Annotated in this window: 20 protein-coding genes; 14 read left to right on the forward strand and 6 right to left on the reverse strand. The window is 55.1% G+C overall.

The features are described 5' to 3' along the window. Positions 1–88: 88 nt before the first annotated feature. Entirely contained in the window at positions 89–1264 is a 1176-nt protein-coding gene (locus GE278_10780) for an ROK family protein (protein ID QLK61218.1), read from the reverse strand. A 304-nt stretch (positions 1265–1568) separates the two neighbouring features. On the opposite strand from GE278_10780, the gene GE278_10785 reads away from it, so the two are divergent. From GE278_10785 to ydfG, 8 genes are all read left to right on the forward strand, one after another. Then, positions 1569–2819 carry an extracellular solute-binding protein gene (locus tag GE278_10785; GenBank protein ID QLK61219.1) on the forward strand — a complete coding sequence of 417 codons (1251 nt, stop codon included), beginning with the start codon at positions 1569–1571 and terminating at the stop codon, positions 2817–2819. A 73-nt stretch (positions 2820–2892) separates the two neighbouring features. Further along, entirely contained in the window at positions 2893–3795 is a 903-nt protein-coding gene (locus tag GE278_10790) for an ABC transporter permease subunit (GenBank protein ID QLK61220.1), read from the forward strand. Next, a complete protein-coding gene (locus GE278_10795) occupies positions 3792–4631 on the forward strand; it encodes an ABC transporter permease subunit (GenBank protein ID QLK61221.1) in 840 nt (279 codons plus the stop codon). The genes GE278_10790 and GE278_10795 overlap by 4 nt, the downstream gene beginning before the upstream one ends. 22 nt (positions 4632–4653) lie before the next feature. Continuing rightward, the gene (locus tag GE278_10800) at positions 4654–5604 is read left to right on the forward strand and encodes a carbohydrate kinase family protein (protein ID QLK63267.1); all 951 of its coding nucleotides are present in this window, start codon (positions 4654–4656) and stop codon (positions 5602–5604) included. Next, positions 5605–6693 (forward strand): sn-glycerol-3-phosphate ABC transporter ATP-binding protein UgpC, encoded by a 1089-nt coding sequence (gene ugpC / locus GE278_10805; protein QLK61222.1) that lies wholly within the window; start codon positions 5605–5607, stop codon positions 6691–6693. A 105-nt stretch (positions 6694–6798) separates the two neighbouring features. Continuing rightward, positions 6799–8244 carry an MFS transporter gene (locus GE278_10810; GenBank protein ID QLK61223.1) on the forward strand — a complete coding sequence of 482 codons (1446 nt, stop codon included), beginning with the start codon at positions 6799–6801 and terminating at the stop codon, positions 8242–8244. Positions 8245–8291: 47 nt separating this feature from the next. After that, positions 8292–9347, forward strand: coding sequence for an aldo/keto reductase (locus GE278_10815; protein QLK61224.1), 1056 nt, complete (start codon positions 8292–8294; stop codon positions 9345–9347). A 124-nt stretch (positions 9348–9471) separates the two neighbouring features. Further along, positions 9472–10221, forward strand: coding sequence for a bifunctional NADP-dependent 3-hydroxy acid dehydrogenase/3-hydroxypropionate dehydrogenase YdfG (gene ydfG / locus GE278_10820; protein QLK61225.1), 750 nt, complete (start codon positions 9472–9474; stop codon positions 10219–10221). A 129-nt stretch (positions 10222–10350) separates the two neighbouring features. Here ydfG and GE278_10825 read toward each other — a convergent pair whose 3' ends face one another. After that, on the reverse strand, positions 10351–11646 hold the full coding sequence (locus tag GE278_10825; GenBank protein ID QLK61226.1) for an NCS2 family permease: 1296 nt from the start codon (positions 11644–11646) through the stop codon (positions 10351–10353). Between the two features lie 310 nt (positions 11647–11956). On the opposite strand from GE278_10825, the gene GE278_10830 reads away from it, so the two are divergent. Continuing rightward, a complete protein-coding gene (locus GE278_10830) occupies positions 11957–12862 on the forward strand; it encodes a LysR family transcriptional regulator (GenBank protein QLK61227.1) in 906 nt (301 codons plus the stop codon). 9 nt (positions 12863–12871) lie between these two features. Here the strand turns inward: GE278_10830 and GE278_10835 are convergent, their stop codons facing one another. Next, the gene (locus tag GE278_10835; GenBank protein ID QLK61228.1) at positions 12872–13198 is read right to left on the reverse strand and encodes a YnfA family protein; all 327 of its coding nucleotides are present in this window, start codon (positions 13196–13198) and stop codon (positions 12872–12874) included. A gap of 134 nt (positions 13199–13332) precedes the next feature. Between GE278_10835 and GE278_10840 the strand changes: the two genes are divergently transcribed. Further along, positions 13333–13701 (forward strand): DUF1283 family protein, encoded by a 369-nt coding sequence (locus tag GE278_10840; GenBank protein ID QLK61229.1) that lies wholly within the window; start codon positions 13333–13335, stop codon positions 13699–13701. A gap of 46 nt (positions 13702–13747) precedes the next feature. Next, positions 13748–14041: a DUF1161 domain-containing protein gene (locus GE278_10845; protein QLK63268.1), complete on the forward strand. Its 294-nt coding sequence runs from the start codon at positions 13748–13750 to the stop codon at positions 14039–14041. 617 nt (positions 14042–14658) lie between these two features. Here GE278_10845 and malI read toward each other — a convergent pair. After that, entirely contained in the window at positions 14659–15690 is a 1032-nt protein-coding gene (gene malI, locus GE278_10850) for a Mal regulon transcriptional regulator MalI (GenBank protein QLK61230.1), read from the reverse strand. A gap of 255 nt (positions 15691–15945) precedes the next feature. Between malI and malX the strand changes: the two genes are divergently transcribed. From malX to GE278_10865, 3 genes are all read left to right on the forward strand, one after another. After that, the gene (gene malX / locus GE278_10855) at positions 15946–17553 is read left to right on the forward strand and encodes a PTS maltose transporter subunit IICB (protein QLK61231.1); all 1608 of its coding nucleotides are present in this window, start codon (positions 15946–15948) and stop codon (positions 17551–17553) included. Between the two features lie 61 nt (positions 17554–17614). Continuing rightward, positions 17615–18799 carry a putative C-S lyase gene (locus GE278_10860; protein ID QLK61232.1) on the forward strand — a complete coding sequence of 395 codons (1185 nt, stop codon included), beginning with the start codon at positions 17615–17617 and terminating at the stop codon, positions 18797–18799. 107 nt (positions 18800–18906) lie between these two features. Further along, positions 18907–19905, forward strand: coding sequence for an adenosine deaminase (locus GE278_10865; protein QLK61233.1), 999 nt, complete (start codon positions 18907–18909; stop codon positions 19903–19905). A gap of 64 nt (positions 19906–19969) precedes the next feature. On the opposite strand, the gene GE278_10870 is transcribed toward GE278_10865, so the two are convergent. Together GE278_10870 and GE278_10875 are read right to left on the reverse strand one after the other, a co-directional pair. Further along, positions 19970–20980, reverse strand: a complete 1011-nt coding sequence (locus tag GE278_10870; protein ID QLK61234.1) for a bile acid:sodium symporter — start codon at positions 20978–20980, stop codon at positions 19970–19972. Between the two features lie 49 nt (positions 20981–21029). Continuing rightward, positions 21030–22073 carry an oxidoreductase gene (locus GE278_10875; protein ID QLK61235.1) on the reverse strand — a complete coding sequence of 348 codons (1044 nt, stop codon included), beginning with the start codon at positions 22071–22073 and terminating at the stop codon, positions 21030–21032. Positions 22074–22564: the final 491 nt, after the last annotated feature.

Consider the following 22564-nt stretch of genomic DNA (forward strand, 5'->3'; position numbering starts at 1 on the left):
ATTGATGACTGATAACAGAACATTTGCAAAGCTTATGCCAAATCTGACCGCTTGGTCAGACCGGTTGGATGTTTTTACTACGGGGGGATTATTTCAGCAGCACTTCGTACTGCGGATTGAACTCATCGAAGATAGGCAACGCGGCGGCGCCGAGGGCGGCAGTGTCACTGCCGGACATCCCCAGGCGAATGCGTGCATTCTGCGGGTAGCGGCTGCGCACCGAGCTGTAAAGCGGTGTCAGACGTAGGATCAGCTTCTCCACCAGCGGTTTCGGCATGGTGCCGCCGATAATCACGCACTGCGCGTCGAATACACATTCCATGATATTGATAGCCTGACAGGCGGGTTCAACAGCAGTATCCAGCCATTGTTCGAAGCGTTTTTCATCGACATTCAGCAGGTCTTCCGGCATCGCGGAAGCCGGGTCTAATCCGCAGGCTTCGTAAGCCGCCTGCAAAGAAAGGTAGCGTTCAAGGCAACCTTTGTTGCCGCAATAGCATTCGCGACCACCTGGTTGCACCACAATGTGGCCGACCTCGCCCGCATTGTGTGCATGACCGGTATAAATTCGCCCGTCCGTGAAGATGCCTGCACCCAGACCGGTGCCGATATACAAATACACAAAGGACGATAATTGCTTGGCGACACCATGAAAACGCTCACCAATGGCGGCCACGGTCGCATCGTTTTCCAGCGTTACCGGCCAGCCGGTTGCCGCGCTCAAATGCGCTTCGATATCCACATCATCCCAGCCGTGCAGCGTGGTCGGGCCTTGTGACGAAATCCCCTCCACGCCGAACGGTCCCGGCATCACCACGCCAATACCTAATATCTTACGCCAGTCGATTTTCACCTGTTGGCGCATTTCTTGCAGTATCTGATCAATCAGAGCCAGCGTGGGCTCTGGCTGTGGTTTCTGTACCCGGATCAGATTGCGAAAGCGGACCGTTCCGGTGAGATCGACCAGCACAATCAGCAGCGACTGATGATCAAGATGGATGCCGATGGAATAGGCGCTGTCAGGATTGAGTGTCAGTGGCGTTGCTGGTTGACCACGTCCGCCCTCACGGCGCGGCAGATGGGAGGAGAGGATCCCCGCCTGTTCAAGCTCGGTGGCGATGTTGGAGACGGTTTGTGGCGTGAGCGAGGTCAGCCGGGCAATTTCGGCGCGGGTGAGCTCTCCGTTGAGGCGAATGGCTTCAATCACGACCCGACGATTGTGAGCACGGGCGTGCTCAAGATTAGTACCCGACGTTGTAATCACATCCCTCTCCCCGGTGAAGACCCTGGGGGCAGTATGCGGAGAGTGATTACAGCAATCAAATTGATTTTATAATTATCAGTATATGAATTTGACGGTGTCATCACAGCTTTGAATGTTATTGGTATGTTAATAATAATCACCAATCACTATTTACTTGCAGACGTTTTTGAGATTCACCTTCAGACCCAGTAGCACAATCCGGCAGGGACGCAGGGACTGGCAGAAATAGGCCTTCCCATTTTTTTTAGCCGATTAAAGCAATCAAATTGATTTAATAAACTTAACCCTGTTTCGGAGAATGACGATGAGCCTGCGACTTACCCCAGCGGCGACCCTGTGCGCCCTTTCTGCCCTGACTTTCGGTTATTCGGCCAGCGTGCTGGCGGACACCACCCTCAGCGCCCTGTTTATGACTCAGGCGGCGTACAGCGAAGCGGATATCCGCGCGATGACCGCCGATTTCACCAAACTCCACCCGGATATCAAAGTAAATCTGGAGTTTGTCCCTTACGAAGCGTTACACGACAAAATCGTCGCAGCTCGCGGTGCCGGTGATAAAGGGTATGACGTGGTGCTGTTTGATGCGATCTGGCCTGCCGAATTTAACAAATACGGACTGTTGCAGGACGTCACCGCGCGTATTCCGGCAGAAGAAAGCAATAAGATCTTCGACGGCGCAATTTCCACCGTGACCTACAAAGACAAACGCTGGGGGATGCCGTGGATCCTCGACACCAAATACCTCTATTACAACAAAGCCATGCTGGCTAAAGCCGGGATCACGACGCCACCGGCAACCTGGGCGGATGTTGAGAAGCAGTCGGCCATCCTGAAAGAAAAAGGCATTGTGAAGTATCCGCTGGTGTGGAGCTGGTCGCAGTCTGAAGCGCTGCTGTGTGACTACACCACGCTGGTCTCTGCCTTCAAAGGCGATTTCTATAAAGACGGTAAGCTGAACTTCACCAACACTGGCGCGATGAAAGCCATCAACTATATGAAAGAAACGCTGGATAAAGGGCTGACCAACCCGAACTCCCGCGAGTATCTGGAAGAGGATGTACGTAAATCCTTCTCCAACGGCGATGCGGCGTTCGCACTGAACTGGACGTATATGTACAACATGGCCAATGACCCGAAACAGAGCAAAGTGGCCGGTGACGTCGGCGTCGTTCCGGCTCCGGGGGGGGAAGCGGGCGGCGCGTCAGGCGTCAACGGCTCGATGGGTCTGGGCATCGCCAAAGCCAGTGCGCATCCGGATCAGGCATGGGAATTCATCAGCTATATGACCTCCCAGCCGGTACAGAACAAATACGCCAAACTGAGCCTGCCTATCTGGAAATCATCCTATGACGATCCTGCTGTGCAGAAAGATCAGGAACAGCTGATCGCCGCTGCTAAAACGTCGCTGAATGTGATGTTGTCACGTCCGGTGACAGCGGATTACTCCCGTTTATCGAACATTTTGCAGCAAAACATTCAGGCGGTCTTGCAGGGTAAAACCCCGGCGCAAGACGGTATGGAAGCCGCAACCAAAGCCGCCGATCGTTTACGTTAATTGCTTTAAACCACACTCTTAAGCCAACACTACAGCCCGTCGTCTCCCCAAGATGACGGGCCGGGAATCAAGCATGCTTACATTACCGCAACGTGAACGTCGTCAGGCCTGGGTGCTCCTCGCGCCAATGCTGCTGATGATGTTCCTGCTGACCGCCTGGCCGCTGGCCCGCACGCTGTGGCTCAGCTTTACCGACGCCGGACTTATCGGCGACGGCTCTGCGCCCAACTGGGTGGGCAGCGAAAACTTTCTCTACGCGCTGACCGATCCGGATTTTCGCGCAGCACTCTGGCGCACGCTGTATTTCACCGTGGTCTCGGTGATTATCGAAGGCTTTATTGGCGTGCTGGTTGCTCTGCTGCTTAATCAGCAGTTTTGGGGGCGCAGCGCCCTGCGCGTGCTGGTGATTTTGCCGTGGGCGCTGCCGACTATCGTCAACGCCACCATGTGGCGGCTGAATTTCAATCCCGATTACGGCAGTATCAACGCCCTGCTCACGCAGCTCGGCCTGATCGATACCTACCGCAGCTGGCTCGGTGACCCGTCCTCAGCCATTAACGCCGTGATGTTCGCGGACATCTGGAAGAATTACCCGCTGATTACCCTGCTGGTACTGGCCGCACTGCAGACTATTCCGGAGGATTTGTTTGAGGCCGCACGTCTGGACGGCGCATCCGCCTTCCGGCGTTTTCGCAAAATCACTTTACCGGCAATTGCCGCCCCGCTGGCAGTGGCGCTGATCCTGCGCACCATCGATGCGTTTAAAGTCTTCGACATTATTTATGTCATGACGCGCGGCGGCCCGCTCGACAGCACCAAAACCGTCAGCTTCTTTGTCTATCAGGAATCCTTCAGCTATCTGCGCGCAGGCAGCGGTGCCGCTTACGCGATTTTAATGACGCTGATTTGTGCCCTGCTCATTTTGATTTACATGGTAATGCTGCTGCGTCAGCGCCGTTCAGGGAGCATTGAATGAAACAGAAAATCCGGCTTATCCTGCGCTATCTCGCCGCGCTGATTCTGGCAGCCTCGATCCTTGCGCCGCTGGTGTGGATGTTCCTGATGAGCGTCAGTTCGGCGGCTGACCTGACCCGCATTCCGCTGGAATGGCTACCGCGCCAGTGGGATTTCAGCCGTTACGCCAGCCTGCTGACCTTGCAGGCCGGACAGCCCGGTGCGCTGTTCTTACACGCCCTTGGCAACAGCCTGCTGGTCGCCTGCGGTGCAACAATCATTTCCCTGCTACTGGCCATTCCGGCGGCCTACAGCTTCTCACGTTATCCCGGCCGTGACGGCTGGCTGTTTGGCAGTCTGGCGATTTACATGGTGCCGCCGGTGGCGTTCGTTCTGCCCCTGTACTTCATCTTGCAACAGCTCTCGCTGCTCAACACCCATCTCGGTCTGATTCTGGTCTACTGCTCGATGATCCTGCCATTCCTGACGTGGATGCTGAAAAACCAGTTCGATGCCCTGCCGATCGACATCGAACAGGCCGCGCGCCTTGACGGACTGCGTTACTGGCAGGTACTGCTGCGCATTACGCTGCCGCTGGCAAAACCGGCGCTCGGTGCCTCGGCAATGTTCGGCTGGCTGCTGGCGTGGGATGAATTCTTCTACGCCCTGCTGTTCACCAACAATATCGACGCCCAGACGTTGCCGGTCACCATCGCCGGTTTTACCGCCGGGCGCGCCACCGATGACGGGCTGATTGCCGCTGTCGGCATTCTGGCGGCCATTCCGCCACTCTTTATTGCACTCTGGCTGCAAAAAACACTGGTCAGCGGGTTAACCGCTGGCGGCAGCAAGGGATAAGCCCATGGGAAACGTGACAAAAATGAAGAAACCCGACGCCACCGCCACGCTGTACGTGGCGGGTAATATCAATGTGGATTTGATCATGAGCACGCTGCATGAATGGCCGAAAAAAGGTACGGAAGCGATGCTCGAGAGCAGTTCGCTGCGCCCCGGCGGTTCCGCCGGTAACTGTGCGCTGGCGCTGGCGGCGCTCGATACGCCGCACCGCCTGGTCGCTAATCAGGGCAACGACCAGTTCACCGGCTGGCTGGCCAGTTTATTTCCACACAGCGCGCGCCACTGGCCAACCGCCGACTGCGAAACCTCGCTGACTTTCGGCGTCACGCATCCGGATCATGAACGCACATTCTTCAGTAATCAGGGGCACATCGTTCGCCTTTCGATGCAGGACGTGCTCGGACAGTTACCGCAGACCGCACAACCCGGCGACTGGGTCCTGCTGTGCGGCACCTGGCTGTGTACCGCACTGTACGCGGACTATCCGCAGCTGCTTTCCCTGCTGAAACAACGCGGTTATCACGTCGCCGTCGACAGCGGCTGGCCGCCGCAGGACTGGAGCGACGCGCTGCGCGAACAGGCGGCGAACTGGCTGCCGTTCTGCGATGCACTGCTGCTCAATGAAGTGGAAACGCTCGGGCTGGCGGATGCCGCCACGCTTGACGCCGCCGCACACCGCCTGCTTTCACAGATGGCAGACAGTGCGTTTTGCGTGGCGAAATGCGGCCCTGAGGGTGCGCGCCTGTGGAGCGCGGATCAGGCGCTGCATCAGCACGCGGAACCGGTCGATGTGGTCGATACCATCGGTGCCGGAGACAGTTTTAATGCCGGATTTTTATCCGCGCTGATTTATGGCCTGCCGCCCGCCACGGCGCTGCAATGGGGTGTCCGCGTCGCGGGTTGCGCGATCGGCAGTTCCCCGCGCCGTTACCCTGACTGGCAATCGCTTTTTGGCCTTATGGAGAATCATTAAATGGCTCTGGTAGAACTGGTAAAAGTTGCCAAACATTATGGCAAAGTGCAGGTGTTGAAACCGCTGGATCTGACCATTCCGGACGGCAGTTTCACCGTGCTGGTCGGGCCATCGGGCTGTGGGAAATCGACGCTGCTGCGCCTGCTGGCCGGTCTCGAATCCCTTTCGGACGGCGATATTCTGCTGGATAAACAGCAGATTAATAACTTCGACCCGGCGGACCGGGATATCGCAATGGTATTTCAAAGTTATGCGCTTTATCCGCACCTGACCGTCGCCGAGAATATGGCGTTCCATATGCAGGTGAAAAAAGTGCCGAAAGCCGAACAGCAGGCGAAAGTTCAGCAGGCGGCAAAAGTGCTGGGCATTGACCATCTGCTAAAACGCCTGCCGAAAGATTTGTCCGGCGGCCAGCGTCAGCGAGTGGCGATGGGTCGCGCCCTGGTGCGTAATCCAAAAGTATTTCTGTTCGATGAACCACTCTCCAACCTCGACGCACAATTGCGTATGGAGCTGCGCGCCGAAATAAAATCGCTGCATCAGCAGTTTCGTACCACCACGGTGTATGTGACGCACGATCAGGTTGAGGCAATGACGCTGGCGGACAATATCGTGGTCATGAAAGACGGATTTATCGTGCAACAGGGCGATCCGCTGTCGATCTACGATAAACCGGTAAACACCTTTGTGGCGCGGTTTATCGGTTCGCCGCCGATGAACCTGCTAAGCGGCGTGTTCCAGAGCATCGACGGAAAGCCGGGTGTCACCTGCGCACAGCTGTGGTTTGCGTTACCGGAAAAATGGGCATTACAGGCGCGTCAGTCTGAAGGAAAGCCGGTCACTCTCGGCCTGCGCCCGCATGATCTCCGTCCGGTGCAACACAGCGCCCAGCCCGCCGCGACGCTGCGCCTGCTGGAAGTGACCGGAGAAAGCAGCCTGCTGCACATCGACTGGAGCGGCTTCCCGCTGCACGTTCAGTTCGCCGGGCGCGCGCGCGTCAGCGCCGATCAGCCGCTGTATCTCGAAGCCAACAGCGACGCCATTCATCTGTTTGATACACAAACGGGGCAACGGTTGACTGAAGAGTGATTTTTCAACGCCTTCCTCCTGCGGGGAAGGCGTTTCTGTCATTGACGCCTCTCCCCGATGCGCTATGCTCAGACTTTGGCTGATTGATTAGCGCGCTTACCTTTTATGAGCTTGTTCCCCATTAAAAAATTCTTGCTGCCTCCTGGTTCCGCGCTGCCACTCCTGGTCGCGGGCGCCTTCTTTATGGAAAACCTCGACGCGACAGTGATCGTTACGGCACTGCCGCAAATGGCGAAAGACTTCGGCGTGCATCCGGTGGACATGAACATCGGCGTCTCGGCCTATATTCTTACGCTCACCGTGTTCATTCCCGCCAGCGGCTGGATTGCTAATCGCTTTGGTACACGCAATATTTTTTCGCTGGCGATCGTTCTTTTCACCCTCGCCTCATTATTGTGCTCGGCCAGCGTCAGCCTTGGGACCTTTACCGCAGCGCGTATGTTGCAGGGTTTTGCCGGGGCGCTGATGGTACCGGTCGGTCGTCTGGTGGTACTAAAAAATACCCAAAAATCGGATTTGATCCGCGCCATAGCGACTATTACCTGGCCGGGCCTGGTTGCACCGATCCTCGGGCCGCCGCTCGGCGGTTTTATTACCACCTATGCTTCGTGGCACTGGATATTTATCCTCAACGTTCCTTTAGGCATTGTTGCGCTGCTGTTCGCCCGCAGGCTGATCCCTCAGGCTGCGGGGCAAAAAGGGGTACCGTTTGACGTCACCGGCTTTGTACTGACCGGTGCAGCCTGTCTGGGTCTGATCTTCGGGCTGGATAAATTTAACGAAGGCCAGATCGACTGGAAACCCGTCGCGATGGTCAGTGGTGCACTGATTGCGGCTGCGCTGGCGGTATGGCATTCAAAACGGGCGTCACACCCTTTGCTGCCGCTGGTGGCGCTGAAAATAAGAAGTTACGCCGTCACGGTTTACGGCGGTTCGCTGTTTCGCATCGCCATCGGTGCCCTGCCATTCCTGCTACCGCTGATGTTCCAGCTCGGTTACGGCATGAGTGCATTTGATGCCGGTTTGCTGGTGCTTTCAGTGTTTGCCGGAAATCTGGCAATGAAACCTTTTACGTCGGCGATTTTGCACCGCTTCCGCTTTAAGTCGATTATGCTGGTTAACGGCCTGCTGAATTCCGCGACGATTTTTGCCTGCGCGCTTTTAACGCCTGAAGTCCCGACCGCGCTGACGCTGTTGCTGCTTTTCGCCAGCGGCATGACACGTTCGATGCAGTTCACGGCGCTAAATACGCTGGCCTTCTCGCAGGTACCCGGCGAGCAGATGGGCGGCGCGAATACGCTGTTTAACACTGCGCAGCAGCTGTCCACCGGTCTCGGTATTGCTATAGGCGCACTCTCACTGCGTATTGCCGAACATTTTCTCCCGGCCAGCGAAACCTTGCAGGTGGGGACGTTCCACATTGCTTTCATCATTATTGGTGTGTTTTCTCTGGCGGGAACGCTCGACAGTCTGACGCTGGATAAGACTGCGGGCGATGAACTGCGACAGAAAAAAGAATCTGTACCCCAACCGGCTACGTCGGATAAATAAAGGCGCAGCCAGACTGAAAATAAGTATCCGGAAAATGGAGAAATACCATGGAATACCGCTTGTTAGGCCATTCTGGCCTGAAAGTTTCAGTTCTCAGCCTTGGCACCATGACGTTTGGTGGTCAGGGGAAATTCGCCAAAACCGGCCAGACTGACGTCGACGCAGCTCAGCGTCAGATCGGACTGTGTCTCGACGCAGGTATCAACCTGTTCGATACCGCCGACGTCTATTCAGGCGGTGAATCTGAAATCATTCTCGGCAAAGCGCTCGGCAGCAAACGCAACGATGTGCTGATCGCCAGTAAAGCCCGCTTCCCGATGGGCGATGGCCCGAACGATCGCGGCTCCTCGCGTCATCATATCCTGCGCGCCTGCGAAGCCAGCCTCAAACGTCTGAACACTGACTATCTGGATTTGTATCAGTTGCATCAATGGGATGGTCAGACGCCACTGGAAGAAACCCTGCGCGCGCTTGATGACTTAGTCAGCAGCGGTAAAGTACGTTACGTGGGCGTTTCGAACTTTTCCGCGTGGCATGTGATGAAAACGCTGGGGGTCGCGCAGGCGAATCACTACATCCGCCCGGTCAGCCAGCAGATCCATTACACCTTGCAGGCGCGCGAAGCCGAATATGAATTACTGCCTGCGGCGCAGGATCAGGGCCTCGGCACGCTGGTCTGGAGCCCGCTGGCGGGCGGATTACTCTCGGGCAAATATCGCCGCAATCAGGCCGCACCACAAGGCACCCGACATCTGGCCGACTGGGGCGAGCCGCCGGTGCGTGATGAATGCGCGCTGTACGACGTAGTGGATGTGTTGGTAGAAATCGCCGAAGCCCGTGGGGTCTCAGCGGCGCAAATCGCGCTGGCGTGGCTGATTGCAAGGCCACAGGTGACGTCGGTGATCGTCGGCGCACGCAACGATGCGCAGCTGCAGGACAATCTTAAGGCTGCCGACGTGACGCTCACCCACGAAGAAATAGAAAAACTCAATGCTGTCAGCCAGTTGCCGTTGCTGTATCCTTACTGGCATCAGGCTCAGACTGCGCCAGACCGCCTCTCAGCGGCGGATTTATCGCTGATTGCGCCTTATCTGAAAAAGTAATAGCAATAAAATGATACCAGCGCAGACCGGCTTACCCTGCCGGTCTCGTTATTTTTGTGTTAATACTGACAGCGTCTTTTTGTGTGCTTCAGGCACACTTTGCTTAAAACAGAGGAATACCGGGATGATTATTTTTGTTACCGGCGCCACCGCCGGATTTGGTGCGGAAATCGCACGTAAGTTTGTTAAAGAAGGTCATAAAGTCATTGCCACCGGCCGCCGCAAAGAGCGTCTGGATGATCTGAAAGCTGAGCTGGGAGACGCACTCTATCCTGTCGAACTGGACGTCACCAACCGTGCGTCGATTCAGGATGCCATCGACAGCCTGCCTGCTGAATGGCGTAACATCGACGTACTGGTCAACAATGCCGGTCTGGCGCTCGGTCTGGAAAAAGCCGACAAAGCGTCGCTGGAAGACTGGGATAAAATGATCGACACCAATACTAAAGGTCTGGTGTACATGACCCGCGCCGTTCTGCCGGGCATGGTTGAACGCAATATCGGGCACGTGATCAACATCGGCTCCACCGCCGGTAACTGGCCTTACGCGGGCGGCAATGTATACGGTGCCACCAAAGCGTTCGTGCGTCAGTTCAGCCTGAACCTGCGCTCCGACCTGCACGGCACCCACGTGCGTGTCACCAACATCGAGCCGGGCCTGTGCGGCGGCACTGAATTCTCCAGCGTGCGCTTTAAAGGCGACGATGAGAAAGTCAGCAAAACCTACGACAACACCAACCCGCTGACCGCCGCAGACGTCGCCGAATCCGTCTACTGGGTTTCCACACTGCCTGCGCACGTCAACATCAACAGTATTGAGATGATGCCCGTCAGCCAGTCCCTCGCCGGTTTGCAGGTACATCGCGAAGAGTGATCCTGCTTCCTTAGTGCAAGGAAAAATAATGAAAAGCAGCTCCGGCTGCTTTTTTAATTTCTTCGGTACGGCCACAAACAAAAAAGGCGCGGCAAACCTGCCCGCGCCCTTCTGCTCTCTGAATGCGAATTACGCGCTCAGCCAGCCAAGCTTGATCACAAACAAAATCGACAACACGATCAGCGCGGAATTCAGCTCGCGCCAGCGGCCGGTCAGCAATTTGCACAGTGTCCAGGTGATGAAACCGAACGCGATGCCGTTAGCGATGGAATAGGTGAAAGGCATCGTCAGCGCAGTCACGGTGACCGGGGCAGCGACGGTGATGTCTTTCCAGTCGATCTCTGCCAGACCTGATGTCATCAATACGGCAATGAACAGCAGCGCCGGTGCGGTAGCGAACGCCGGAACGCTGCCTGCCAGCGGTGCGAAGAACAGGCTCAGCAGGAACAGGATGGCAACAACAATTGCAGTCAGACCGGTACGACCACCGGCGCTCACGCCCGCAGCAGATTCGATATAACTGGTCGTCGTTGACGTTCCGAGCAGGGAACCGAACAGCGCAGCGGCGCTGTCAGCGACCAGCGCACGGCCCATTTTCGGGATATTACCGTCTTCGTCTGCCAGCCCTGCACGTTTGGTGACGCCAATCAGGGTGCCGGAGTTGTCGAATACATCCACAAACAGGAACGCGAAGATAACGCTAATCAGCGACACATTGAATGCGCCTTTGATGTCCAGTTGCATGAAGGTTGGCGCGATAGACGGCGGCATCGACATGATCCCACCGAACGCCGAATAACCCAGGGCGATAGCCAGTACGGTGACGGCCAATACGCCGATAAGCACTGCACCCGTGACTTTACGTGCTTCCAGCACCACGATCAGAATGAAGCCCAGCATGGCGAACAGCGGCCCCGGTTTGGTCAGGTCGCCCAAACCTACCAGCGTGGCCGGATTTGCAATCACGATACCGGCATTTTCCAGCGCAATCAGCGCCAGGAATAAGCCTATACCTGCAGCAATCGCCGAGCGTAACGGCATCGGGATACTGCGGATAATCCACTCACGGATTTTAAAGATGGATAACGCGAAGAAAATACAGGCGGAGAGGAAAACGGCACCCAACGCAATCTGCCACGTATAGCCCATGTGCAGAACGACGGTGTAGGTGAAAAAGGCGTTTAACCCCATACCCGGTGCCAGCGCTATCGGGTAGTTCGCAATGAAGCCCATTAGCGCGGAACCGATTGCGGCAGCAAGACAAGTTGCCACGAAAACAGAGCCTTTATCCATGCCCGTCGCACCCAAAATAGATGGGTTAACGAACAGAATATACGCCATTGCTAAAAATGTAGTCAGTCCTGCCACAATCTCAGTCCGCACGTTAGTCCGGTGAGCTTTTAACTTGAATAGTTTTTCTAACATGAGAAGGAATCTCTTGGTCGCGTGATCACTTTTCATCTGGCGATCAAATAGCGCACGCTTGTTATTAGTATTGTTTTTCAAAACACGCCCGCGCGCCCGCAGTGAGGGATGCCACAATTCGCCCCACTGCCTGTACTGATAGCGGAACACGAGCTAAAAACGTGTTTTGACGAACCCTGTCATTGCCTCTTTGAGCATAAAACAACCTGAGGACATTGTTTTACAAAGGGGCATCGCACAATCTAGGAAAAATGAGTGATGCAGTCCATAATAGATATCTCACTTATTCACTGCATAAATTAGTACACCTATGTCTCCCTTCTCCCGTTTTTCGCAATATTTTACTGAAGTCGCCCGAACAGGAAGTTTGCGCAAAGCTGCCGAAGTGCTGCACGTCTCGGCTTCGGCCATCAACCGGCAGATTTTGCAGGCTGAACAGACGCTGGAAACACCGCTGTTTGAGCGCCTGCCGACCGGACTAAAACTGACATCTGCAGGCGAAATTCTGTTCGATGATATCCGCCGCTGGCGAAAGGAATTTTCCCGCACCCGCGAACGTTTCGATGAGATCCAGGGATTACGTCGCGGGCACGTCACTATTTCGATGATTGCCGCGCTCAGCGAAGGCATGATGGCGGAACTGATTGCCGAAGTGGGTAAAGAACATCCCTATCTCACGTTTGATATACGCATTGAAGACAGCCGCAATATCAGCGAGCAGGTCAGTTCGGCAGAAGTTGATTTTGGTTTGCTGCTCGACCCGGTCGAACACACCGGGCTGGAAGTGCGCGCCTTTGCGGAATTGCCGATTGGCATCGCCATGCCGGTCGGGCACGAGTTGTCGCGTCAGGTATCGCTGTCGTTCAGTGATATCGCGGCTTACCGGCAGATCATTCCGTCGGAACCGCTGATGGTCAACGCACGCGCCAAACTGCTGTATAACCGCTATCAGCTGCTGGAAACGCCGTCGATCGTCTGCAATGACGTGCGGATGATGCGTGAAATGATCCGTAAAGGCGCCGGTGTCGGCGTGCTGAGCCTGCTGGATGTCTTACCTGATTTACAAGAAAACCGGCTGGCGTTCGTACCTTTGCAGGGCCGCACGGCGAAGCCGCTGACGCTGGCATTGTGCGTTGCCCCACGCCGTCAACTGTCGCGCGCGGCGCAGAGGGTGATTCAGAAGGTGATCGTAATGATGGAACGTTTATCGCAGTAATTTATCGTTTTAAGCTGCTTTCCACCCTGAAATGATGATCAACATTCCGGCCAGCGCTACGCAGGCACCGACCCAGTCAGTAGTGCTGAGTTTCACGTCATCGACAAAACGCAGCCACAGCATGGCGGTCATCACATAAACCCCGCCGTAAGCCGCATAAACCCGCCCGCTGGCTGCCGGATGCAGCGTCAGTAACCAGACAAACGCGACCAGACTCAGCGCCGCAGGCAACAGCAGCATTGCGCTGCCTCCTTTACGTAGCCAGAGATAAGGCAGAAAGCAGCCGACAATTTCCGCCAGCGCGGTCGCAAAGAACAGTAAAGAAGTTTTGAGCATAATCATTGTCAGGTTTAGAGTCCGTAGTTCAATAAGAAATCAACCAGTTCCCTGTCAGAGGATGACGTCATTCAGCGGGATGTTATACTTGGAATATTCGCCTGAGCGATGTGTAAAAATATAAGGATGAGCTAATGAATACAACGTTTATGTCCCGACTGACCCGCAGCGTATTGCCGGTCGCCCTGCTGGTCATGACCGCAGCCTGGCAAGCGCCTGCATTGGCTGCCACCAACTGCGCAGGCGGGACCTGTGTTTTTGGCGGTAGCGGCAATGATGCCATGAGTAACGAAGAAGCACGCCAGAGCAAAGAACAGTGGAATGAAACCCAGCGTCTGCGCGCGTTGAAGAACCAGCGTGCAGAGAAAGACTATTCCAAATACGATAACTCGGTTGATCTGCGTGATAAGTGCAACGCCAGCCAGAACGTTAATGCCTATTGGGAAGAGAATACTGAGCGCTGCCTCGACCGCCGTACAGGCCGTCAGTTACTCGCGCCATAATCTGCTAAACTCATTAATACTGTGATTTTCATAAAAGGAATGAATGATGAAAAAGACGCTATTAGCCGGACTTGCCGTTGTGATGTTGGCTCCGCTCGTCGCACAGGCTTCCTGTGATACTGTAAAAGCGGATATCACCCAGAAAATCGTCGCTAACGGTTTACCTGAGTCAGGTTTCAAACTCGACATCGTACCGAACGATCAGGCAGATCAGGCCGGTGGACAAGTCGTTGGGCATTGCGGAAATGATAGCCAGAAGATCATCTATACAAAGACTGCTGGCGCAGGGGATGAGAGCAATTCGAACCCTAAAACCGGAACGAGTCAGGACAGTAATTAATGACCGGGAATATTTCGGTTTCTCACGTGCAGTGATCACTTAACTCACCGCGCCGAAACCGACCAAGGGAGGGAAGTGCTTTCCCTCCCTTGGATCCCTCCCCGCATTTTCAAACACGCTTTCTCTGGAACGATGGACATGTTCTGGTACTTCCGCGTGTGGCGCAAAACCCTGCCGCTTCGCGGTGCCTTCTCTCGGTCCTGAAGCCTTGGGTCTTCAGGCCGCTCCGTTCAGCAGGATTTTTAATCGCGCCATCCCATCATTTTAAAAGAAAAAATCTGAGTAATTTTAAGAAGTTTTATTTGAAATGATCCGAGCAGGTGAAGTTGTGACCTAAAAGTTTCTGGCCGCGTTCAAAAATCACGCCGTAGGAAGAGGTGGAAAACCGCGCGGCTTTTTGCGCGGGTTGTAACCCGACCGGAGGGCACCGCGAAGCGGCGGGATTTTGCGGCAACAGGAGGAGTTTATGAAACACAGCCGGGATGCATGGCACGTGTTTTAAAGAGCCTGGGATTCTTAAGGGCGGCGGCGATAAGCCGCCCTTAAGGCCAGTGTGGGTGGCAACCCACGACCTTGACCTTGACCTTGAATTTAAAACAATCCAACTCAGTCCCCTGCTAAGCCGATTCCCTCTCCACCAACCCCGGCGCCACAATAATATTCTGCGCTTCCAGATTCTGCCCGCCAATCCTCATCAATAACCGCCGGGCAGCTGCATATCCAATTTCCCTCGCCGAATTAGCAATCGACGTCAGCGGGGGTTCGGTCAGTGCCGATTCCGGGGCATCTTCCATGCCGATTAACGCCACTTTTTGCTGGAAGAAGTTATCAACCGCGCCGCCGCCGACCTGCGTACCGGTGCGCATGATGCCGAAATACGCTCCCATCGCGACGGAGGCTTTGTGGCATACGATGGCGCTGATTTTCGGGTAGTGCGATAACAACGCTTCTGCTGCATCTGCGGCAAATTTCTGCTGATAATCACACTCAATAATCCATTCGCTGCGAAACGGCAGGCCGTATTGCAAAAGCGTGGCACAGAAGCCGCCAAGACGTTCGGCGCGGGTTAATGAATTACTCAGCCCACCGAGGTAAGCTATCTGCTTATGGCCGCGTTTGATCAGATATTCCGTGGCCATTTTTGCGGCCAGCATGTTGTCCGGGCGCACGACGTCCACACCTTCGATGCCGCCGGAGCGCGCCGCGCAAATCAATGGAACCCCCTGCTCTTCGGCTTTTTCCTTCAGTCCGGCAATTGAATTCACACCGCCGGCGATAACAATGCCGTCGACACCGTGCGTCAGCAGCGTGTCGAAACAGCGATCCAGGCCTTTGCCCGTCGGACCGCTTTGCAGCAGGAACAACACTTTGCCCTGCGCTTCAAACATCTCACTCAGACCGGCAGTCATTTCGGCATAAAAGGGTTCGCAGATATCGCGAACAATCAGCCCGACCACGCCGGACTCGCCACCGCGCAGCGTACTCGCCTGACGGTTTCGCACAAAACCCAACTCATCCACCGCGCGGTTAACCCGCTCAGACGTGGTTTGTGAGATACGGCCTTTGCCGCTCAGCACCAGAGACACCGTGGTGACGGAAACCCCTGCGTGCTGCGCAACGTCAATAATCGTTATTTTTTTATGGCTCATCGGGCGTTTTCGTTCATTTCAAACTCCGTTTAACGGGTTACTTCCCGCCCGCTTTATTCCAGATTGCAAATAATTAGCGTGGTCAAATAGTTATACCGAATTCGGGTATTTTAGTAAAACGTTAAACCTGATTTAAACCCCTTGAAACTGGCGATGTTCCAATATTGTGATATGTGGCACGTATTATTTAGGTAAAACGTTTTATCTTAGCCGTCGTCAACACACAGCCAACACCAAATCTTTCAGGGAGCAGCTATGCCTGCCAATAAAAAACAAAAAGTCACACTTTGGGAATTCTTCCAAAGCCTGGGTAAAACCTTCATGCTGCCGGTCGCCTTGCTGTCATTTTGCGGCATCATGCTGGGTATCGGTAGTTCGTTAAGCAGCCACGACGTAGTCACGCTGTTGCCTGCATTGGGTAATCCTGTCCTCCAGCTGATTTTCGTCTGGATGAGCAAAGTCGGTTCGTTTGCGTTCAGCTTCCTGCCGGTGATGTTCGCCATCGCAATCCCGCTGGGTATGGCGCGTGAAAACAAAGGCGTCGCGGCGTTTTCCGGCTTTGTCGGTTTCGCGGTGCTTAATCTGGCGATTAACTTCTATCTGACCGCCAACGGTACGCTGCCGACAGTAGACCCGCTGGTTCTCAAAGCCAACAACATTCAGATGATCCTGGGTATTCAGTCCATCGACACCGGTATTCTGGGCGCGGTGATCGTCGGTATCATCGTCTACATCCTGCATGAGCGCTACAATACCATCCGCCTGCCGGATGCGCTGGCGTTCTTCGGCGGCACCCGCTTTGTGCCGATCGTCACTACCGTGGTGCTCGGTTTAGTCGGCTTGCTGATACCGCTGATCTGGCCTTTCTTCGCGGCTGGCATCAACGGTCTGGGCCGTCTGATTCAGGGCGCAGGTGTCTTCGGACCGATGATTTTCGGTTCCGGCGAACGTCTGCTGCTGCCATTTGGTCTGCATCATATTCTGGTGGCGCTGATCCGCTTCACCGAAGCTGGCGGTACGCTGGATGTCTGTGGCCGTGAAGTGAGCGGTGCGCTGACCATCTTCCAGGCGCAGCTCTCCTGCCCGACCACCCACGGCTTCTCTGAAAGTGCCACGCAGTTCTTGTCTCAGGGTAAAATGCCAGCGTTCCTCGGTGGCCTGCCGGGTGCGGCACTGGCGATGTACCACTGCGCGAAACCTGAAAACCGTCATAAAATTAAAGGTCTGCTGATTTCCGGCGTCGTGGCGTGTGTCGTCGGCGGAACCACAGAACCTATCGAATTCCTGTTCCTGTTCGTCGCACCGGTTCTGTATGTCATCCATGCCATCCTGACTGGTCTGGGCTTCACCATTATGTCGGTACTTGGCGTGACCATCGGCAATACCGACGGTAACATCATCGATTTCGTGGTATTCGGGATCCTGCACGGTACGGCGACCAAATGGTATCTGGTTCCGGTTGTGGCGGCAGTCTGGTTCGTGGCTTACTACGCTATCTTCCGCTTCTCCATTATGCGCTTTAACATTAAAACGCCGGGACGTGAATCTGACACGATGCCTAACGCCGCGCCGGTGCCTTCTTCCAGCAAATCCGGTTATAACGTACCCGTCATTCTAAGTGCGCTGGGCGGTGCCGGAAATATCGTTTCTCTCGATAACTGCATCACCCGTCTGCGCCTGTCCGTTGCGGATATGTCGCTGGTCGATGACGCCACCCTGAAAGCTAACCGTGCCATTGGCGTGGTTCATCTCAACGACCATAATCTGCAGGTAGTGATCGGCCCGCAGGTACAATCGGTGAAAGATGAGCTGGATTACCTGATCCGCGAAGCGGCCAGCCAGCCGGAACCGGTGACGGCATAAATACCGAATCTACAGGGCGACTTCGTGTCGCCCTTTTCTGCTTTCTTCAGGGAGTGAAAAAATGACCTCAGCTTCTTTTGATTTCTCCACCGTCGTTGACCGCCACGGCAGCTGGTGTACGCAGTGGGATTACGTCGCCGACCGTTTTGGTACTGCTGACTTACTGCCGTTTACTATTTCCGATATGGATTTCGCCGCTGCGCCCTGCATTCTCGACGAACTGCAAAAGCGTCTTCAACACGGCGTGCTCGGCTACAGCCGCTGGCATCATGATGATTTCCTCGGCGCTATCGCCCACTGGTATCAGCAGCGTTTTAGCAGCCAGATCGACCGTGACATGGTGGTTTACGGCCCTTCGGTGATTTATATGGTGGCGCAACTGATCCGCCAGTGGAGCCAGCCGGGCGACGGCGTGGTGACGTTTACCCCGGCTTACGACGCTTTTTTCAAAGTGGTCGAAGGCAATCAACGCCAGATGCTCAACAGCCCGCTGATTAAAAAGGGCAACGACTGGTTGCTTGATGCAAAACAGCTGGAAAGCCTGCTGGCGCAACCGGGCTGCACCGTGCTGCTGCTGTGCAGCCCGCATAATCCAACAGGCAAGGTCTGGACGCGTGAAGAACTGACGCTGATAGCAAAACTGTGTGAACGTCATCATGTGCGGGTGATAAGCGATGAAATCCATATGGATATGGTCTGGGGCGATAATCAGCATACGCCGTGGAACGAAGTGGCCCTCGGCGAGTGGGCGCTGCTGACTTCCGGTTCAAAAAGCTTCAACATTCCTGCGCTGACCGGTGCTTATGGGCTTATCAGCCACAAAGCGCAGCGCGATGCGTATCTGCATCAGCTCAAAGCCTGCGATGGCTTATCTTCTCCGGCGGTGCTGGCTATCCACGCCCATGTGGCGGCCTATCAGGCGGGTGAAACCTGGCTGGACGCGTTACGCGACTATTTACAGGGCAATCTGCGTTACGTCGCGGATGAGCTGAACGCCGCTTTCCCGCAGCTAAACTGGCAACCGCCGCAGTCAACCTACCTGGCGTGGATCGATCTGCGTCAGCTTGGTATCGACGACAAGCTGCTGCAAAAAGAGCTGATCGAACATCAAAAAGTCGCGATTATGCCAGGATACACCTACGGCACAGAAGGCGAAGGCTTCCTGCGCCTAAATGTTGGATGTCCGCGTTCGAAAGTCGAATCCGGAGTTCAGGCGCTGATCCGGGCTATCAAAGCGATAAAATAAATCCCGTTTTGCTCCTTCCTTGCGCAGAGGAAGGAGCTGCCACTATCGTTGCGCAACAAAAGCCAGCTATAATACCCCGCACATTTCAATAATAATGAGTGCACCCCATGATCGATACCCGCCTTCCCCTGACTGATATCCACCGCCACCTTGATGGCAACATTCGCGCTCAGACCATTCTCGATTTAGGCCGTCAGTTCAATCTGACCCTGCCTGCCAATGAAATTGAAGCCCTGCGCCCGCACGTGCAGGTCATGCACGCAGAACCGGATCTGGTGAGCTTCCTGCAAAAACTGGACTGGGGCGTGAAAGTGCTGGGCGATATTGATGCCTGCCGTCGCGTTGCGAAGGAAAATGTTGAAGATGCCGCGAAAGCCGGTCTGCATTACACCGAGTTGCGTTTCTCCCCCTTCTACATGGCGATGAACCACAATCTGCCAGTAGCAGGCGTGGTGGAAGCCGTGATTGAGGGGATCCGCGAAGGTCAGAAAAATCACGATATCGACGTGCGTCTTATCGGCATTCTCAGCCGTACTTTCGGCGAAGATGCCTGTGTGCAGGAACTGGAAGGTTTACTGGCGCACCGTGACGGCATTACCGCGCTGGATCTGGCCGGTGACGAACTCGGTTTCCCAGGCAGCCTGTTCCTCAGCCACTTTAACCGTGCCCGCGATGCTGGCTGGCGTATTACCGTTCACGCGGGCGAAGCGGCAGGTTCGGAAAGCATCTGGCAGGCCATTCGTGAACTGGGCGCAGAGCGTATCGGCCACGGCGTGAAAGCCGCGCAGGATCCTGAGCTGATGGATTTTCTGGCAAAGCATCAGATTGGTATCGAGTCCTGTCTGACCTCCAACATTCAGACCAGCACCGTCGCCTCTTTTGAACAGCATCCGCTGGCAGTGTTTCTGCGCCACGGCGTTCTGGCCTCGATCAATACCGATGACCCGGCGGTTCAGGGCATTGAGATCGCCAACGAATACAACCTCGCAGCTCCCGCTGCCGGCCTGACACAAAACGAAATCCGTAAAGCGCAGGAAAATGGCCTGACCATGGCCTTCCTGACCGAAGCCGAAAAACAGGCGATTCGCGACAAAGTATCCGCGTAAAGGTTTGTGACGAAATAAAAAAGGGCGAGAATAATTCTCGCCCTTTTCTTTTACTGACAGCGGGTTACGCTGATTTCACTTCTTCTTTCTTCAACTGCAACGCCGCTTCTTCCCGCGCCACACGCTTAGCGTAACGCGACGCCAGCACGGCACAAACCATCAGCTGGATCTGATGGAAAATCATCAGCGGTAACACCATCGCGCCGACGGCTGCCGCCGGGAATAGCACGTTCGCCATCGGAATACCGTTCGCCAGACTTTTCTTCGAACCGCAGAAGACAATGGTGATTTCATCTTTGGTGTTGAAGCCAAACAGACGCGCCACAAAGGTGTTGATGATAAGCACAATGGTCAGCAACACGATTGAACAGCCCAGCACCGCCAGCAGCTGCCAGCCGTCGATCTGATGCCAGATGCCTTCCACCACCGCGGCGCTGAACGCCACGTATACCACCAGCAGAATCGAAGAGCGGTCAGTAACGTTGACGATCTTCTTATGACGCTGCACCCAGCCACCGATCAGCGGACGGCAGAGATGCCCGATGATAAACGGCACCATCAGTTGCAGAACGATAGAGCCTATCGCGTGGAGCGTATCAGTGGTACCACCCTGCGTGTGCATCAGCAGGCCGACCAGCACCGGCGAAAGGAACACGCCGAGGATGCTGGAGGCCGACGCGCTGCAAATCGCCGCCGGAATATTCCCGCCCGCAACCGATGTATAGGCAATCGCCGACTGCACGGTGGCAGGCAGCGCACAAAGATAGAGAAAGCCGTAATACAGCGTCGGCGTCAGAATCCCTACCGGCACCAGCCATTTCATGCCCAGCCCCAGCAGCGGGAACAGCGCGAATGTGCTGAGAAATACCACCACGTGCAAACGCCAGTGGCTGATCCCCGCCATAATCGCTTCACGCGACAGCTTCGCACCGTGCATAAAGAACAGCAGCGCGATAGCAAAGGTGGTCAGATGCTCGAAAACAGTCTTGTAAATCCCTTCACAGGGAAAGAACGAGGCAAGCACCACGACGCAGATCAGAATCAGCAAAAACTTATCAATCTTTAACCAGGACATGAACCTTCCTTACCCTATAAACAGGTAGTGTAAAAAGTATAGCGGCGACTTATTTTTTGACGTCCAGCGTCGCACGCTGTTCGGAAGACTTCATGCCCAGCTCGATCATTTCCATCACACGGATAGCATCGGCCGCCGGAACCGGGTTCTCGCCCTGTCCGTTAATTGCATCGCGTACACCGGCATAATAAGCAGGATAGTTACCCGGCAGCGTCAGCAGTGATTTTTCTGCCAGTACGCCATCGTGGCTCAGTGTCACAACGCCGTCGCGCATATCGTAACCCCAGTCGGCCTGAGGCAAGCGCTCACCGGCTTTCAGGCGATCTTCCTGCGGATCCAACCCGAATTTCACGTAACTGCCCTTTTCGCCCTGCACAATAAAGCGCGCCGTTTCTGCCACGGCATACACGGTGCTGTGCAGCACGACGCGGCGACGCGGATATGTCAGCACCGCATTGAAGTAATCCACCGCTTTGCCACCTGGACGCAGCACCGCGAGATCGGCCTGGAGGGTGTCCGGCGTACCAAAAAGCTGTAACGCCTGATCAAGCAGATGGGACCCTAAGTCATACCAGATGCCGCTACCCTGCGCCGCGCTTTCACGCCAGCGTTCCAGCACCTGCGGTTTGTAGCGATCGTAGTGGGATTCGAAATAGACGATATCGCCCAACGATCCTTCGTTAATGAGCGTTTTAACAGTCAGAAAATCCGAATCCCAGCGGCGATTGTGGAACACTGAAAGCACTTTGCCTTTCGCCTGCGCCAGCGCATCCAGCTCGCGGGCTTCTTCCAGCGTCACAGTAAAGGGTTTATCAACGATGACGTGTTTGCCGGCTTCCAGCGCCAGTTTAGCCAGCGGGAAATGGGTGGTGTTAGGTGTAGGAATGACAACCAAATCGATGGAAGGATCGGCAAAGATTTTCTCAGGTGAATCGACCACCGTGACGTTCGGCCAGTCCGCATGGACTTTACCGGCATCACTGCTGGATACTGCCGCCAGCTCGAGTCCCGGCGTACCGTCGATCAAAGGTGAATGGAAGGTTTTGCTGGCGAAGCCATAACCGATGAGGCCAACACGAAGGGATTGGGTCATGATGATTTCCTGTGATTTTTAACGGTTTTGCCCGTTAGGACGCTATTGGTTTGATTTGACACTAGCTTAGGAAGCGGGACAAGGGAAAATAGTATTTTCTTTGGTGCGCAAGCCGCGCAAGGGGAGCTTTTAAATCGGTTGCACCGGGGCTTTGAAATCTGACCGAGGATATTTCGGGTGATCGGTTGCACCGGGGCTTTATAAAATTTGACCGTGGATATTTCGGTTTCTCAATTGCAGCGATCGCTTAATCCCCTGCGCCGAAACCGCCAAAGAGGGAGGAAAGCGCCTCCCTCTTTGATCTCCCTCGCTTTCTTTAAACACGCGCTGTCGCTGGAACGATGGCCGTGTTCTGGTACTTCCGCGTGTGGCGCAAAACCCTGCCGCTACGCGGTGCCTTCTCTCGGTCTTCGAGCCTAAGGTCTCGAAGCCGCTCCGTTCAGCAGGATTTTTTTATCGCGCCATCCACCATTTTTAAAAACAAAACCTAA

The organism is Enterobacteriaceae bacterium Kacie_13, from assembly GCA_013457415.1.
In the GTDB taxonomy this organism is placed as follows: Bacteria; Pseudomonadota; Gammaproteobacteria; order Enterobacterales; family Enterobacteriaceae; genus Rahnella.